This window comes from Ruegeria sp. F11 (assembly GCF_056533855.1).
On record NZ_JBQFOW010000011.1, the window covers coordinates 173652 to 190033 of the forward strand.

13 protein-coding genes are annotated in these 16382 nt (G+C 61.4%); 7 read left to right on the forward strand and 6 right to left on the reverse strand.

Annotation, left to right across the window (positions count from 1 at the left end):
- Positions 1–375: 375 nt before the first annotated feature.
- The 4 genes from ACR0NJ_RS16165 to ACR0NJ_RS16180 form a co-directional block, all read right to left on the reverse strand.
- Positions 376–663, reverse strand: a complete 288-nt coding sequence (locus ACR0NJ_RS16165) for an HU family DNA-binding protein (protein WP_050605937.1) — start codon at positions 661–663, stop codon at positions 376–378.
- A gap of 130 nt (positions 664–793) precedes the next feature.
- Positions 794–2257, reverse strand: a complete 1464-nt coding sequence (locus ACR0NJ_RS16170; protein ID WP_480818159.1) for an AMP nucleosidase — start codon at positions 2255–2257, stop codon at positions 794–796.
- The gene (gene ade / locus ACR0NJ_RS16175; RefSeq protein ID WP_480818160.1) at positions 2254–4056 is read right to left on the reverse strand and encodes an adenine deaminase; all 1803 of its coding nucleotides are present in this window, start codon (positions 4054–4056) and stop codon (positions 2254–2256) included. The genes ACR0NJ_RS16170 and ade overlap by 4 nt, the downstream gene beginning before the upstream one ends.
- 174 nt (positions 4057–4230) lie before the next feature.
- On the reverse strand, positions 4231–5100 hold the full coding sequence (locus tag ACR0NJ_RS16180; RefSeq protein WP_480818161.1) for a LysR family transcriptional regulator: 870 nt from the start codon (positions 5098–5100) through the stop codon (positions 4231–4233).
- 111 nt (positions 5101–5211) lie between these two features.
- Between ACR0NJ_RS16180 and ACR0NJ_RS16185 the strand changes: the two genes are divergently transcribed.
- The gene (locus ACR0NJ_RS16185) at positions 5212–5967 is read left to right on the forward strand and encodes a class II aldolase and adducin N-terminal domain-containing protein (protein ID WP_480818162.1); all 756 of its coding nucleotides are present in this window, start codon (positions 5212–5214) and stop codon (positions 5965–5967) included.
- A gap of 23 nt (positions 5968–5990) precedes the next feature.
- Positions 5991–6980 (forward strand): sterol desaturase family protein, encoded by a 990-nt coding sequence (locus ACR0NJ_RS16190; RefSeq protein WP_480818163.1) that lies wholly within the window; start codon positions 5991–5993, stop codon positions 6978–6980.
- Here ACR0NJ_RS16190 and ACR0NJ_RS16195 read toward each other — a convergent pair.
- Positions 6977–7918, reverse strand: a complete 942-nt coding sequence (locus ACR0NJ_RS16195; protein ID WP_480818164.1) for a GlxA family transcriptional regulator — start codon at positions 7916–7918, stop codon at positions 6977–6979. The two genes, ACR0NJ_RS16190 and ACR0NJ_RS16195, sit on opposite strands and share 4 nt — an antisense overlap.
- Positions 7919–7995: 77 nt before the next feature.
- Here ACR0NJ_RS16195 and ACR0NJ_RS16200 point away from each other — a divergent pair, with 77 nt between their 5' ends.
- The 3 genes from ACR0NJ_RS16200 to ACR0NJ_RS16210 are packed head-to-tail and all read left to right on the forward strand — an operon-like array spanning position 7996 to position 11932.
- Entirely contained in the window at positions 7996–9156 is a 1161-nt protein-coding gene (locus ACR0NJ_RS16200) for an acyl-CoA dehydrogenase family protein (protein ID WP_480818165.1), read from the forward strand.
- On the forward strand, positions 9153–11156 hold the full coding sequence (locus tag ACR0NJ_RS16205; RefSeq protein ID WP_480818166.1) for an acetate--CoA ligase family protein: 2004 nt from the start codon (positions 9153–9155) through the stop codon (positions 11154–11156). Before ACR0NJ_RS16200 ends, ACR0NJ_RS16205 begins: the two co-directional genes overlap by 4 nt.
- Entirely contained in the window at positions 11153–11932 is a 780-nt protein-coding gene (locus tag ACR0NJ_RS16210; protein ID WP_480818167.1) for a carnitinyl-CoA dehydratase, read from the forward strand. Before ACR0NJ_RS16205 ends, ACR0NJ_RS16210 begins: the two co-directional genes overlap by 4 nt.
- Here ACR0NJ_RS16210 and ACR0NJ_RS16215 read toward each other — a convergent pair.
- Positions 11929–12561: a class I SAM-dependent DNA methyltransferase gene (locus ACR0NJ_RS16215; RefSeq protein WP_480818173.1), complete on the reverse strand. Its 633-nt coding sequence runs from the start codon at positions 12559–12561 to the stop codon at positions 11929–11931. The genes ACR0NJ_RS16210 and ACR0NJ_RS16215 overlap by 4 nt on opposite strands.
- 89 nt (positions 12562–12650) lie before the next feature.
- Here ACR0NJ_RS16215 and ACR0NJ_RS16220 point away from each other — a divergent pair, with 89 nt between their 5' ends.
- Both ACR0NJ_RS16220 and katG read left to right on the forward strand, forming a co-directional pair.
- Positions 12651–13496 (forward strand): SDR family oxidoreductase, encoded by an 846-nt coding sequence (locus ACR0NJ_RS16220; protein WP_480818168.1) that lies wholly within the window; start codon positions 12651–12653, stop codon positions 13494–13496.
- Positions 13497–13754: 258 nt separating this feature from the next.
- Positions 13755–15956, forward strand: a complete 2202-nt coding sequence (katG, locus tag ACR0NJ_RS16225) for a catalase/peroxidase HPI (RefSeq protein ID WP_480818169.1) — start codon at positions 13755–13757, stop codon at positions 15954–15956.
- Positions 15957–16382 lie beyond the last annotated feature (426 nt).

The window sequence follows — 16382 nt, forward strand, 5'->3', positions numbered from 1 at the left end:
CGAATACGAGCATCCGTACCATATGGAATGAGTGTGAATGTCTACTTCGACCAAGACGGGAACAGCGTATTGGCGGTGCAGATTGTGTACAGTACACTTTGAACGACCACCACATGCCTTCTGCGGTATGCCTCAAAAGCGAATCTGGAACGGGAGAGTTTCCTCCCAGGTCAACGTGAAGTGCATCAAAACACGCTAAGTCGTTACTCTGGCGTCGAGGTCGACGCTGGTGTTTGACGCAGAATTTGTCAATTTGGATTCAATGCATACCAAAAGAAGAACCCCGGTACGTGCAACTCCGAACGCCCCTTTTCCCAAACGAAAAAGGGCCCCCCGAAGGCGACCCTCAATCGTTTTGTCCGAGAAAGGCTGAAATCAGCCGTTCACGCTGTCTTTCAGCGCCTTCGCGATGGTCATTTTCACAACCTTGTCGGCCTCTTTGGTGAAGGTCTCACCAGTGGCCGGGTTGCGAACCTGACGCTCGGGGCGTTCGCGGCAGTAGATTTTGCCGACGCCGGGCAGGGTCACTGCGCCACCGGCCGAAACTTCGCGGGTGATCAGACCGGTCACGGCCTCCAGCGCCGCATTCGCGGATTTCTTGTCGGTTCCCATTTCCTCAGCGAGAGCAGCAACCAGCTGAGTCTTTGTCATAGGCTTTGCCATTTCTTGGTCTCCTTAACGTGCCCGATGTCTTGGGCCTCACCGCGTAACTGTAACGGGATATTGTGGAGGAACACAACGAATAGTAGCGTTGAAACCCCTAAAAATATGGGCAAAACGTTGCTTTTTTGCGTCAGAGGAAGGCTGTTTCGTCAAAAGAACGCAATTTCCGGCTGTGCAGACGCTCTAACGGCATGCCGCGCAGGTGCTCCATTGCCCGGATTCCGATCGCCAGATGGCGGCTAACCTGCGTGGTATAGAAGGACGAGGCCATGCCCGGAAGCTTCAATTCCCCGTGCAGCGGCTTGTCCGACACGCACAGCAACGTGCCATAGGGCACCCGGAACCGATAGCCATTGGCAGCGATGGTGGCGCTTTCCATATCCAGCGCAATCGCCCGCGACTGGCTGAGCCGTTGCACCGGGCCGGACTGATCACGCAACTCCCAATTGCGGTTGTCGACCGAGGCGACGGTTCCGGTGCGCATGATGCGCTTCAACTCATAGCCTTCCAGTTCGGTGACCTCGGCCACCGCCTGTTCCAGCGCCACCTGAACTTCGGCCAGCGGCGGGATGGGCACCCAGACGGGCAGGTCATCGTCCAAAACCTTGTCTTCGCGCAGATAGGCATGGGCCAGAACGAAATCTCCCAGCGCCTGCGTGTTCCGCAGCCCGGCGCAATGGCCGACCATCAGCCAGGCGTGCGGGCGCAAAACCGCGATGTGATCGGTGGCGGTTTTGGCATTCGACGGCCCGACGCCGATATTGACCAGCGTGATGCCCGAGCCGTCTTCGCGCTTGAGGTGATAGGTGGGCATCTGCGGCAGTTTCAGCAGCTGATCCAGAACGCCATCGGCGTCGGTGATTGCCGCATTTCCGGTCGATACAAAGCTGGTGTAGCCGCTGTCGGGGTCGGCCAGTTGCGCGCGTGCGTAGCTTTCGAACTCGGTGACGTAGAACTGGTAGTTGGTGAACAGCACGTGGTTCTGGAAATGGCTGGCGTCGGTCGCCGTGTAATGGGCCAGACGGGCCAGCGAATAATCCACGCGCTGCGCGGTGAACAGGGCCAGCGGGCCGATCTCATCCTCGGCGTCATGAATGCCGTTGACGATGTCGTCGTTGGTGGTCGTCAGATCGGGCACGTCAAACACGTCGCGCAGGGTGAATCCAGCGGCCCCCTGATGCGGCACCACCAGATCGGGGTTGTTGGCCACCGCGAAATGCACCGGGATCGGCGTGTCCGAGGCGCCGATGGTCACCGGCTGGTCATGGTTTCTGATCAGCAAGGCGATCTGCTGGACAAGGTAGGACCGGAAAAGATCGGGGCGGGTGACGGTGGTGGCGTGGACACCGGGTTCTGAGACATGGCCAAAGCTCAACCGGCTGTCGACCTGCGCGTAGGACCGGGTTTTGATGCGAATTTCCGGGTAATAGGCTCTGAATCGTTCCGTTGGTGCCTCGCCGTCCATCGCTTTGGCGAAACTGTCGCACAGAAACAGGATGGCCTGTTCATAAAGCTGTTCAAGCCGCGCCACTGCCGCTGCAGGATCGGTGAATTGCTCGGGAGCAGGCGCGTCAGGGGTTCTTATGATTGTCATGCCAAAGGCTCCAGCAGGTCGATCTTTTTAAAACTGCGCACATCCACCAGCCCGAGGTCCGAGATCCGCAATTCCGGGATCACAACCAGCGCCAGCAGGGAATGTTGCATGTAAGCGTTGTTGAGCGTGCAGCCGCAGGCCTGCATCGCCTGCACCATCTCTTCTGCCTTGGCCGCGACCTGCGCGGCAGGGCTGTCCGACATCAAGCCCGCGATGGGCAGTTCCACCAGCGTCAGTTCCTGACCCTCGCGGAAGATGGTGATGCCGCCGCCAACCTCGGCCAGCCGGTTCGCGGCCAGCGCCATCTGTTCGCGGTCGGTGCCCACCACGATCATATGGTGGCTGTCATGCGCCACGGTCGAGGCCATGGCCATCCGCCCCTCGTACCCAAAGCCCGAGACAAACGCATTGGTCACCCCACCCGTGGCGCGGTGCCGTTCGACCAGCGCGATCTGGCAGACGTCGCCTTCGCCCTCGACCAGCCCGCCGATGATTGGCAAGTCGGCCTTCAGCGCCTTGGTCGGGGCCTGATTTTCCACAACGCCGATCACATTGGCGCGCACCCGATTCGCCCCGGCGGGGGCTTTGATCTCAAAGTCATCGCCCGTCAGCGCGTGCCCCAGATGCACTGTGTTGCGGGCCTTGTCAGGCCAGTTCAGATGCGGGCAATCGACCGTGATCGCGCCCGTCTCGGCCACGATCTGCCCGCGTGCAATTACCAGTTCGATGGGCAATTCCGTCAGGTCAGAGCTGAGGATTATATCCGCCCGCCGCCCCGGCGTGACCGAGCCGATCTCACGCTCCAGCCCGAAATGCGTGGCGGTGTTGATGGTGGCCATCTGCAACGCAACCAGCGGCTCGCACCCGCAGGCAATCGCATGGCGCACCACCCGGTTCATATGGCCGTCATTGACCAAAGTGCCAGAATGGCAGTCATCGGTGCAGAGGATAAAGTTGCGCGGGTCCAGACCCTTTTCGGTCACCGCAGTGATCTGGCTTTCGATGTCATACCAGGCCGAGCCCAACCGCATCATCGACCGCATCCCCTGCCGCACTCGTGCGATGGCGTCGGCCTCGCAAGTGCCTTCGTGATCATCGGCGGGGCCGCCCGCGACGTAGGCGGCAAAATCAGACCCTAAATCAGGCGAAGCATAGTGTCCGCCAACCGTTTTACCCGCCTGCTGCGTGGCTGCAATTTCCGCCAGCATCTTGGGGTCGCCATGGATCACACCGGGGAAATTCATCATCTCTCCCAGCCCGATGATGCCGGGCCATGCCATCGCCTCGGCCACATCCTCGGGGGTGATTTCATACCCCGTCGTCTCCAACCCCGGAGCCGACGGCGCGCACGAGGGCATCTGTGTGAAGATGTTGACCGGTTGCATCATCGCCTCGTCATGCATCATGCGCACGCCCTCAAGACCCAGTACATTTGCGATCTCATGCGGATCGGTGAACATCGTGGTCGTGCCATGGGGGATCACCGCGCGGGCGAATTCCGCGGGGGTTAGCATGCCGGATTCGATGTGCATATGCCCATCGCACAGGCCGGGCAGGATATAGCGGCCATTCGCTTCGATGATCTGCGTGTCCGGCCCAATGCAGTGCTGCGCACTTGGCCCGACAAAGGCGATCCGACCTTCGGCGATCGCGACAGAATGATCCGACAGCAACTCCCGGCTATGGACGTTGACCCAGATACCGCCGCGAATGACCATATCCGCAGCCTCGCGCCCCGCGGCAACGGCAATCAGACGGGGGGCGACATCGGGCCAGCTTGGGAAGGGAGTGTAGTCCATGGCTCAACTTTCCCGAATGCGCGGTCAGGTGCAACCCCGGTTATTCGGTATCATGAAAACATCACATCTGCCGGACCACGGCCCGTCCGGTCCGGCACGCCCGCAGCGCGCCAGCGCTGCCCGGCCCAACCCAAGGAAATACCCCGCAAGGGGCATTGACGCGGGGCGGGAGCGTTACGCCTCTGCCCCAATCTCATGGCGCACCCAATTGGCAAAGGCCACCGCGCCGGGGGTTTCCTCGGCCTGCGGTGAGAGAAGCAGGTAATATGCCTCGGGCATCGGTGCGCGATGGGCGAAGGGGGCCACCAGCAAGCCGTGCTCGATCAGGTGGCTCGCGATGGCATCATGGGCCAGACACAGCCCGCCGCCCGCCATCACGGCGGACAGGCAGACCAGATAGGTTGTTGCATAGGTTATGGCCGGTTTTTCCCATGTCAGAGCCTGATCCTCCGCCCAGCTTGACCAGTTTGACAGTAGGTTCGAGCAATCGAACAAGGGCTGCTGCTGCAGGTTGTCCAGCGTCACCGGATAGCCGGGCGCACAGACCGGGTAGTAGAACTCGCGGCGCAACAACTCGGTCCGGACCGAGTCAGCAGGCCGTAGAGAGAAGCGGATCTCGACCGCGGCCCCTTCGGCCATCTCGCGCGGCTCCCACAGTTCGGTGAAGATGTTCAACTGCACATCCGGATGCGCGGCCCGAAAGGCGGGCAGGCGCGGGGCCAGCCAGTTGACTGCGAAACTGATATTGCACTGGACCTGCACCGCATTCTGCTGCGCACCGGTGACGGCCTGGGTGCCCTGGACCAGAGTCCGAAATGCCTCACGCACCACTGGAAGGTAGGTGATACCGGCCTCGGTCAGTTCCAGCGCCTTGGGGCGCCGCAGGAACAGGGGCTGGCCCAGATGGCCTTCCAGCGACTTGATCTGCTGGCTGACCGCGCTTTGCGTCATGTTTAGATCGCGCGCCGCGCCGGTGAAAGACAGGTGGCGGGCCGCAGCCTCGAACGTGCGCAGCCATCCCAGCGGCGGAAGCTGTTTCTGCATCTTCATAACCTTGGCATAAGTTCCACTAATGGGATAGATGCGTTTTTTTCGTTGGTCAAATCGCGGGGCCGGGGGCAGGCTTTTCCACAGACCTGCCAAAGGAGCCACCCCATGAGTCTCGCCAGTCTTCGCCCCAATATGGACCATTGGCCCCAACGCGTGGACATGGCGGCCAGTTTCCGCTGGACCGCGCGCCTGAACATGCACGAGGCCGTGGCCAATCATTTCAGTCTGGCGGTGAACGAAGACGGCACGCAGTTTTTAATGAACCCTAACCAGATGCACTTTGCGCGCATCCGCGCCTCGGACCTGTTGCTGCTGGACGCCAATGACCCGGATGTGATGGACCAGCCCGGCGCGCCGGACCCGACGGCCTGGGGGTTGCACGGCTCGATCCACCGCCATTGCCCGCATGCGCGCTGCGTGATGCATGTGCATTCGATCTTTGCGACGGTGCTGGCCTCGCTGGCCGACAGTTCATTGCCGCCGATTGATCAGAACACGGCGACCTTCTTCGATCGCTACGTTGTCGACCAGGAATTCGGCGGTCTGGCGTTTGAGAGCGAGGGCGAACGCTGCGCCTTGATGCTGTCTGACCCGAAGAAAAAGGTCATGATCATGGGCAATCACGGGGTGCTGGTTCTGGGTAGCGACCCGGCGGATGCCTTTAACAGACTCTATTATTTCGAGCGCGCCGCCGAGACTTACATCCGCGCGCTGCAAACCGGTCAGCCCCTGCGCATACTGTCGGATGAGATCGCCGAGAAGACCGCGCAGGAACTGGACGATTACCCCGATCAGGCCGAGGCGCATCTGCGTGAGATCAAAGCGATGCTCGACGCCGAAGGCTCGGACTATGCGACGTGACTGCAATCTAGTGAGTGACAGCCATGACCGACGCGACGCAGGACCCCGAAGCCGCCCGCTGGCACTACCACCCGGAAGGGCCGGTGGGGCTGAACCCCTTGTTCAACTGGCCGCCCAGACCGGCAGCGGTGTTGCGATGGTATAGCGGTGCGTGGCTGCAAATCACCTCACTGACCCTCTGCATGGCGCTCGCCATCATCGCCTACGTACTGTTTTTCCCTGCGTTAGAGTCGATGCAAAGCTTCGCACCCGGCTGGATGGTCCGCATCTGGCTGCTGAACATGGTGCCGCAGATATTGGTCGCGGGCAGCCTGCATTGGTGGCTGTACATGCGCAAAGGTCAGGGCATGTACAAAAAATTCGACCGCCGCGACCTGACCCGCGACAACGGCAACTTTACCTTCCGCAATCAGGTTCTGGACAATATATGGTGGACGCTTGGCAGCGCTATGACCGTCGCGACTGTCTACCAATGGGTGATCTACTGGGCGATGGCAAACGGATGGGTGCCCACCGTCACATGGACCAGCGCGCCGGTATGGTTCGTGATCTGGATGCTGTTCATCCCGATGTGGTCCGGGCTGCATTTCTACTGGGTGCACCGGCTGGAACATCACCCGAAGCTTTATAAACACGTCCATGCCGTGCATCACCGCAACGTCAATATCGGCCCGTGGTCAGGGATTTCGAACCACTGGTTCGAGAATATCCTCTACTTCACCACATATTTCATCCACCTGATCGTGCCCTCGCATCCTCTGCACCTTCTGTTTCACAGCTATTTCCAGCAGATCAGCCCGGTCCTGTCCCATTCCGGGTTCGAAAAGCTGAAAGCAGGCGAGACCGAGGCCGCGCGGGCCGGTGATTTCTTTCACCAGCTTCACCACCGGTATTTCGAATGCAACTATGGCACCTCGGAAATCCCGTTCGACAAGTGGTTCGGCACATATCATGACGGGTCCGCCGAGGCGACGACTCGCACGCGGGCCTACAAGAAACAGATGTACACCTAGCCTGTCCGCAGCGCGCGGGGGGTCGTTCCGAACTCTGCCTTGAACGCCCGCGTCAGCGCGCTGGGATCGTCATAGCCTGCGCGCAAGGCAACCTCGCGGATGCTCAGATCCGTCTCGGACACCAGTTTGCGGGCCAGATTCAGCCGTAGCCGCCGGTAGACCTGCGCTGGACCGGCCCCAAGTTCAGCCTGCATCCGTACCGACAGGGTTTTTTGCGACCGTCCGACCCGGCGGGCGATCTCGGCCACTGGCAAAAGCGCTTCCAGATGTTCCTGCATCAGCGCCAGCGCCGCGTTGACGCTGCTACTGGTCGCCCCCGCACCCCCGGAATGCGACCGTGCAGAGTCGCGGGTCATGAACATCTGCGCCACCTCAAGCGCCAGCGCTTGCCCCTGATCCCGCCCAATCAGGTGCAGCACCAGATCAAAGGCCGCCATCGCGCCGGAACAGGTGATGCGGTTGCCGTCTATGACATATCGCTCGCGCACGGCCTCAACTTCGGGAAAACGCTCGGTGAAACCGACCAGTTCCTCCCAGTGAATGGTCGCGCGATGCCCGTCCAGCAGGCCAGCGCGCGCTAGCAACCAGCTGCCGGTGTCGAGGCCCACCAGCGTTTCGAACCGCCCCGCCGCAGCCCGCAGCCCGGCCTGCGTTTGCCAGCCGCCATAGGCGCGAAAGCCGTAAGACGGCATGACCATTAGCATGTCTCCGCCGGACGTCTGAAGCACCCCATGTGGCGCGACCTGCAGGCCTGAGGAGGAGGTGACCGGTCCTTCTGTCAGGGACAGGAAGCGCCAGTCATACAAGGTACGACCGGATAGAGTGTTGGCGGCCCGCAATGGCTCGACCGTGTTGGCAAGGCAGTGGTTCGAGAATCCGTCAAACAGAAGCACTCCGATTTGCTGCGGTGCTGCAGGCGATTTTATCCAGTCTTGCATGAAATCTGTCTATTTCTGCATGATCCGAATTTCAACCTTCGGCACCATACGCGCAAACCCAGATGCGGAGACTGCAAATGCAATATGGCCTGTCCGACGAGCGGGAGATGATCGCCTCGACCGTGCGCAGTTTTGTCGAGAACGAGATCTACCCATTTGAAGAGATTGTCGAACGCACCGGAGAGGTTCCGCAAGAGGTCGCGGATGAGATCAAGCGCAAGACCATTGAGTTGGGCTTTTACGCCTGCAACTTCCCCGAAAGCGTGGGTTGTGCAGGCCTGAACCATCTGGAATTCGCCTTGGTCGAGCGGGAACTGGGCCGGGGTTCGATGGCGCTGACCCATTTCTTCGGGCGACCGCAGAACATCCTGATGGCCTGCGAGGGCGAGCAGGTCGAGCGTTATCTGATGCCCGCCGTCCGGGGTGAGAAGATGGACGCGCTGGCGATGACCGAGCCAGGTGCGGGGTCGGACGTGCGGGGCATGAAGTGTTCCGCAGTCCGTGATGGGGGCGATTGGGTGGTCAATGGGACCAAACACTTCATCTCTGGCGCGGAGCATGCGGATTTCATCATCGTCTTCATCGCGACCGGCGAGGATCAGACAGAAAAAGGCCCTAAAAAGCGGATCACGGCGTTTCTGGTCGATCGGGGCACCCCCGGGTTCACCATTCGTGACGGGTACAAATCCGTCAGCCACCGGGGCTACAAGAACATGGTTCTGGATTTCGACGATTGCCGTTTGCCGGACGCTCAGGTTCTGGGCGCGGTTGATGGCGGGTTCGATGTGATGAACACTTGGCTTTATGCCACGCGCATCACGGTTGCGGCCATGTCCGTGGGCCGTGCGCGGCGGGCGTTTGATTACGCGCTGGATTATGCCGCCACCCGCGAACAGTTCGGCCAGAAGATCGGCAAGTTTCAGGGCGTGTCCTTCCAGATCGCCGACATGATCACCGAGATTGATGCCGCCGATCTGCTGACGCTGGCTGCAGCGGATCGTTTGGACAAGGGTCTGCCTGCGAATCGCGAGATTGCCTCGGCCAAGCTTTATGCCTCGGAAATGCTGGCGCGGGTGACGGATGCGGCGATCCAGATTCACGGCGGGATGGGCCTGATGGACGATTATCCGCTGGAACGCTTCTGGCGCGACGCGCGGGTGGAACGCATCTGGGACGGCACCAGCGAGATCCAGCGCCACATTATCAGCCGCGACCTGCTGAGGGCGCTGGGCGCATGAAGCGCATTCTGAACCCGTCTTCGCTGGCGGTGATCGGCGGCGGTGCTTGGTGCGCCGCCGTGATCGCTCAGGCCCGCAAGTTCGGGTTTCAGGGCGAGATCTGGCCGGTCCATCCCACTGCGGAACAGGTTGGCGGCACACCGGCCTTTGCCACGATAGAAGACCTGCCGGGCGCTCCGGATGTGGCCTTTGTCGGGATCAACCGGCATGCGACTGTTTCGGCGGTCGCAGCGTTATCGGCGGCGGGCGCGGGCGGTGCCGTCTGCTTTGCGTCGGGCTTCACCGAGGCGCGGGCCGAAGATGATCAGGCCGCTGATCTGCAAGCGCAACTGGTCGCGGCGGCGGGTGAGATGCCGATCCTCGGGCCCAATTGCTATGGTTTTGTCAACGCGTTGGACCGGGTGGCGGTCTGGCCCGATCAGCATGGCATGCGGGCGGTGGAGCGCGGCGTCGCGATCCTGACGCAAAGCTCGAATATCGCGATCAACATGACCATGCAGCGCCGGTCGCTGCCGCTGGCCGTCATGCTGACCTGCGGGAATCAGGCGCAGACGCATCAGGCCGACATCGCCTCGGCCCTGCTGGACGATGATCGGATTACGGCGATTGGTGTTCACATCGAAGGCTTCGGCGATCTGCGCAAGTGGGAGGCGCTTGTCCGAAAAGCCCGCGCCCGGAACATCCCAATCATCGCGCTGAAAATGGGTCGGTCGCAGCAGGCGCGGGCGGCGACGATCTCGCATACCGCGTCACTGGCGGGTGGGGATGCGGGCGCGCGGGCGTTCCTCGATCGGTTGGGCATTGCGCGGCTGGACGACATTCCCAGTTTTCTGGAATGCCTAAAGCTGCTGCATGTCACTGGACGTTTGGATGGGAACGGGCTGGGCATGATCAGTTGTTCGGGGGGTGAGGCGAGCCTGTCTGCGGATATGGCGGAGGGTCGCGACCTACATTTCCCTCCTTTGACCGACTCGCAAAAGGCCGACCTGCGCGCGGCTCTGGGCCCGATGGTGGCGCTGGCGAACCCGCTGGATTACCACACCTATATTTGGCGCGACACGGATGCGATGACCCGCGCATGGGCGGGGCTGACCGGGTCAGAAAAGGCTCTAACTCTAGCAATTGTGGACTATCCGCACACCGATCCGACGGATTGGGACTGTGCCACGCAGGCTGCGTTGAACTGTGTTGCGCAAACCGGTCGCCCTTTTGCGGTGGCCGCAACATTGCCGGAACTGATGCCGGAACCGGTTGCGCAGCGCCTGCTGGAGGGCGGCGTAGTTCCCTTCGCTGGTCTGCACGAGGCCTTGGCTGCGGTCGAAGCTGCGGCGCGGCCACTGCCGGCACAGATGGAGCCGGTGCTTTTGCCTTCGGGTGCGATGGCCGGCCACGTTTTGACTGAGGCAGAGGCCAAGGCGGCCTTGGCAGAATTCGGACTGTCTGTTCCCCGCAGTATTGTGGTGCGGGCCGAAGACACAGCGCGGGTCCGGGACCTGAAAGGCCCCTTCGCGGTGAAGGGCGTCGGGCTGGCGCATAAATCCGAACATGGCGCGGTGCGCCTTTGGGTTTCAGCGTCTGAACTGGCCGAGGCCGTGCAATCGGTCGGGACAGATGAGGTTTTGATCGAGGAGATGGCCACCGGCGCGGTGGCCGAGCTTTTGATAGGCGTCACCCGCGACCCAGCGCATGGCTATGTTCTGACCATTGGCGCGGGCGGCGTTCTGACCGAAATTCTGCGCGACACGGTATCGATCCTGATCCCCACGCCCCGCGAGACCTTGCGCAGGGCGCTGGATCGTCTGGCCTGCGCGCCGCTGCTGGCAGGGTATCGCGGCAAACCTCCGGCGGATGTCGAGGCCATCCTCGATGCCGCAGAAGCCGTACAGAACTATGTCATTGCCAACGCGGCATGCGTCGAAGAAGTTGAGATTAACCCGCTGATCTGCACCGCCGACGGGGCGGTTGCAGTGGATGCGCTGATCCGAAAGGCACGCTTATGACTCCGATCAAAACCCGCCGCGACGGTGCCATTCTCGAAGTCACCCTGGACCGGCCCAAGGCCAACGCGATTGATCTGGCCACCAGCCGCATCATGGGAGAGGTGTTCCGGGATTTCCGCGACGACCCAGACCTGCGTGTGGCGATCCTGACCGGCGCGGGTGAGAAGTTCTTTTGCCCCGGCTGGGACCTGAAGGCGGCAGCGGATGGCGATGCGGTGGATGGTGACTATGGCGTCGGCGGGTTCGGCGGTTTGCAGGAGTTGCGACATCTGAACAAACCGGTCATCGCCGCGATCAACGGCATCGCCTGCGGCGGCGGGCTGGAACTGGCGCTGAGCGCGGACATGATCCTGGCGGCCAACCATGCCACCTTTGCCCTGCCTGAAATCCGATCGGGAACCGTCGCTGATGCCGCCAGCGCCAAACTGCCCAAGCGCATCCCCTATCACATCGCGATGGAACTGCTGCTGACCGGGCGCTGGTTCGATGCGGAAGAAGGCCGTCGCTGGGGACTGATCAACGAGATCACCCCCGCCGATCAGTTGATGGACCGGGCATGGGAGCTGGCGCGGTTGCTGGCCAGCGGCCCCCCGCTTGTCTACGCCGCCATCAAAGAGATTGTGCGCGAGGCCGAGGACGCGAAGTTTCAGGACATCATGAACCGGATCACCAAACGGCAACTGGCGACCGTCGATGTGCTTTATGGGTCAGAGGACAATCTGGAGGGCGCGCGTGCTTTTGCGGAAAAGCGCGATCCGGTCTGGAAAGGGCGCTAGGCTTTCTCGAACAGGGCGATCAGCGCGGTGTCGTCCTTGTTGGGCCCTGCGGCGAGGTCGCCGTAGATTCGCACCTCGGACAGGTTCAGATTGCGAATCTGGTCATGGCCAAGCTGGTGCAGCACATCGGCGAAGCCCAGTTTCTGGTAGTGCTGGGCGTTGATGGACAGCGCGAACTGCGCCCCATGGCGCGCGACCCGCAGTAGGGCGGGCAGGGCTTCAGGACCCAGATGGCCATGGGTGAATGTGCCGGATGAGACGATGCCGGCGTAGCTGTCATCCGGAACCGGGATGCCTGTGTTCAGATCAGCCTCAATCGCGTCGCGGTAAATATCCTTGCGCATGGCCTGATCCAGCATCTCGGCGCTGATATCGGTCGCGTCAATCGGTCCGACCCCCAGACCCGCCAGCACAGCACCACAGAGCCCAGTACCTGCGCCCACGTCCAGAACCGGGCCTTGTCCACCTGCGCTGACAAAGGCGCGGGCGGTGTGGATGTGCAATTGATAATCCTCGATCGCGGCGAAGCCTTCGTCGTAATCCCCGGCCCATTCGGCATAGAGACGTTTGTTCTCTTCCGGTGAGGTCAGCGCATAGGCCGCGTGCAGGTCGGGTGTTTTCTGGCTCATGCCCAAAAGAAAGGCGCATTGGGGGATTCGAATCAAGTGCGTCCATCCGGCGCTTGCATCCCCGACCTGCGCAGATCATCAAGAGGGGCATGACACAGACGCTGTTTTCTTTTGGCCACGGCTATTCCGCGCAGGCCCTGTCGCGGGTTCTGAAACCCAAAGGCTGGCACATCATCGGCACCACGCGCGACGCCGAAGGCACCGCCGCCATCCGCGCATCAGAGGCCGATCCGGTGGTCTGGCCCGGAGAGACCGTTGATCTGGACGGGGTGAGCCATCTTCTGATCTCGACCGCGCCGGGCGAGCATGGCGATCCGGTTCTGGCCGCGCTGGGCCGTGAAATCGCGGAGCGCGCCGGGCAGTTCCAGTGGGTCGGCTATTTGTCGACCACTGCAGTTTACGGCGATCATCAGGGCGGTTGGGTGGATGAGAGCACCCCGCCCGCACCAACTGCCAAACGGGGCCGCTGGCGGATGTTGGCCGAGGAACAGTGGTCGGCCATCCCCGGCCTGCCGGTGCATATCTTCCGGCTGGCGGGCATCTATGGTCCTGGCCGGGGGCCGTTTTCCAAGCTGAAACGTGGCGGGTTGCGGCGGATCATCAAGCCGGGGCAGGTCTTCTCGCGCATTCATGTGGATGACATCGCGCAGGTGCTGGCCGCGTCGATGGCCGCGCCTAACCCGGGCGCTGTCTATAATGTCTGTGACGACGAACCGGTGCCGCCACAGGATGTGATCGGCTACGCTGCTGAGTTGCAGGGCCTGCCACTGCCCCCCGCCGTACCTTTCGAAGACGCCGACCTGACCCCAATGGCGCGCAGTTTCTACAATGAGAACAAGCGAGTGCGGAATGATCGGATAAAGGACGAGCTTGGGGTGAGATTACTGTATCCCAATTATCGCGTGGGGTTGGAGGCCCTGATGGCTGCACGTTGATGCGGTGGCGCGGGGCTGCCTGCGATCATAATCAAAAACTATGATTGCGATCCAAAAACAAAACTTATTTGCATGATTTTGATTTGCTATGTCTTGCGGGACGAAAGACGGCAGAATCGGTGAGGCCCGGTGCCAGACGATCCCAGTTTTCGGGATTTTAATCTGGGCAAGGGTTGCACCGACATCTTGTTGTGATCTTGTTCGTTACAGATTTGACCACGCAAAACGGCAAGACCTGAGCCAGGATTGGAGATCGATATGGACGGAAGTGATAACCCCAACATGGGCGGATGCCCTGTTATGCATGGCGCAGGCACGCGGTCGAACCGGGACTGGTGGCCGAACCAGCTGAACCTGTCGATCCTGCATCAGAACTCTCCGGCTTCGAACCCGCTGGGGGCCGAGTTCAACTATGCCGAGGCGTTCAAAGCGCTGGACATGAAGGCGCTGAAAGAGGACCTGTATGCGCTGATGACGGATTCGCAGAATTGGTGGCCGGCGGATTACGGGCACTATGGCGGGTTGTTCATCCGTATGGCCTGGCACAGCGCGGGCACCTATCGGACGGCGGATGGGCGCGGCGGTGCCTCGACCGGGAACCAGCGGTTTGCGCCGCTCAACAGTTGGCCGGATAACGGCAACCTTGACAAAGCACGCCGTCTGCTGTGGCCGATCAAGCAGAAATACGGCAATCAGATTTCCTGGGCCGACCTGATGATCCTTGCGGGCAACTGCGCCATTGAATCCATGGGCGGGAAAACCTTTGGCTTCGCCGGTGGCCGCGAAGATATCTGGGCTCCCGAGGAAGACATCTATTGGGGGACCGAGACCGAATGGCTGGCCCCCACCGACAACCCTCACAGCCGCTATTCCGGTGAGCGTGATCTGGAAAACCCGCTGGCCGCCGTGCAGATGGGTCTGATCTATGTGAACCCCGAAGGCCCCGATGGCGAGCCGAACGTTCTGGCCTCGGGCCGCGATATCCGCGACACCTTTGGCCGGATGGCGATGAATGATGAAGAAACCGTTGCTCTGGTCGCGGGCGGCCACACTTTCGGCAAGGCGCACGGCGCGGGCGATCCCGATCTGGTCGGCCCCGAACCCGAAGCTGCCCCGATCGAGGATATGGGCTTTGGCTGGATCAACAAGTTCGGCTCGGGCAAGGGGGACGACACCACGACCTCGGGCATCGAGGGCGCGTGGACCGCGAACCCGATCAAATGGGACAACGGCTATTTCGACCTGCTGTTCGGATATGACTGGAATCTGACCAAAAGCCCCTCGGGCGCATGGATCTGGGAGCCGGTGAACGTCAAGGAAGAAGACATGGCCCCGGCGGCGCATGATCCGTCGAAGAAGGTCAAAACCATGATGACCACCGCCGACATGGCGATGCGCATGGACCCGATCTATGGCCCGATCTCGAAACGCTTCCACGAGAACCCTGATGAATTCGCCGATGCCTTCGCCCGCGCCTGGTTCAAGCTGACCCACCGCGATATGGGTCCGCGCTCGAACTATATCGGCGAGGAAGCCCCGACCGAGGAGTTGATCTGGCAGGACAACGTCCCTGCCGTGGATCACGACCTGATCGACGACGCGGATGTGGCCGACCTGAAAGGTAAGATCGCAGCCACCGGCCTGTCGGTCTCGGAACTGATCTCAACCGCTTGGGCCTCGGCCTCGACCTATCGCGGGTCGGACAAGCGCGGCGGTGCCAATGGCGCGCGCATCCGCCTTGCGCCGCAAAAGGACTGGGACGTCAATGAGCCGATGAAACTGTCCAAGGCGTTGGACGCGTTGGAGGGCGTTCAAAAGGCGTTCAACGACGCGCAGTCCGGTGGCAAGAAAGTGTCGCTGGCCGATGTGATCGTTCTGGCCGGAACCGTGGGCGTTGAGCAGGCGGCAAAAGCCGCTGGGCACGAGGTCGAGGTCCCGTTTGCGCCGGGCCGCACCGATGCGTCGCAGGACCAGACGGATGTGGACAGCTTTGCGGTGATGGAGCCCATCGCCGATGGTTTCCGCAACTACCAGAAGACGGACTATACCGTCTCGCCCGAGGAACTGCTGGTAGATCGCGCGCAACTGCTGGGCTTGTCCGCGCCCGAGATGACGGCGCTGGTCGGGGGCCTGCGGGTTCTGGGCGCGAATTTCGGCGACAGTAAGCACGGCGTGCTCACGGACCGCGTCGGAACGCTCAGCACGGACTTCTTCACCAACCTGCTGGACATGGGCACCGAATGGAAACCCGCGGGCAAAGGCGTCTACGAAGGCCGCGACCGCGCCAGCGGTGAGGTCAAGTGGACCGGCTCCCGCGTCGATCTGGTCTTCGGCTCGAACTCGCAGCTACGGGCGCTGGCCGAGGTCTATGGGCAGGCAGATGCGGGCGGCAAGTTCATCTGCGACTTTGTCTCGGCCTGGAACAAGGTGATGAACGCGGATCGGTTCGATCTTAAGTAGTCACGCATACCACTCACGAAACGACGCCGTCTGAGGAGACTCGGGCGGCGTTTTCTTTTGGGTGAGTCTGGGGTGGAGTCCTGCGACCGGGCGCGAATCCACCGAAACACCGCTCAATTGCGCGTTCGAAGTTGAGTTTCAGCGGATCTGCGGCCAGAAATATTAATCCAACCTATTGTTTTTGTTAACATGAGTGCGTTTCCGCTGAGAAATGTGAAGTTTTTTCAAAATGGGGGTTGCAGGTCCCGGACCCAATCCGTAAATACCCCTTCACCGGCGCTGCTGAGGCGCTTGGGACGCGGCGGAAGCGGCGGTGACACACCGGAGAGACGGTGGGCATCTGAGGGAATGTGTTGGGCGGTGGCGCTGAGTGATTGGCGTTATGGTCTGATTTTGGGTCTTGGGTGTTTTGTTCTTTGACATTGA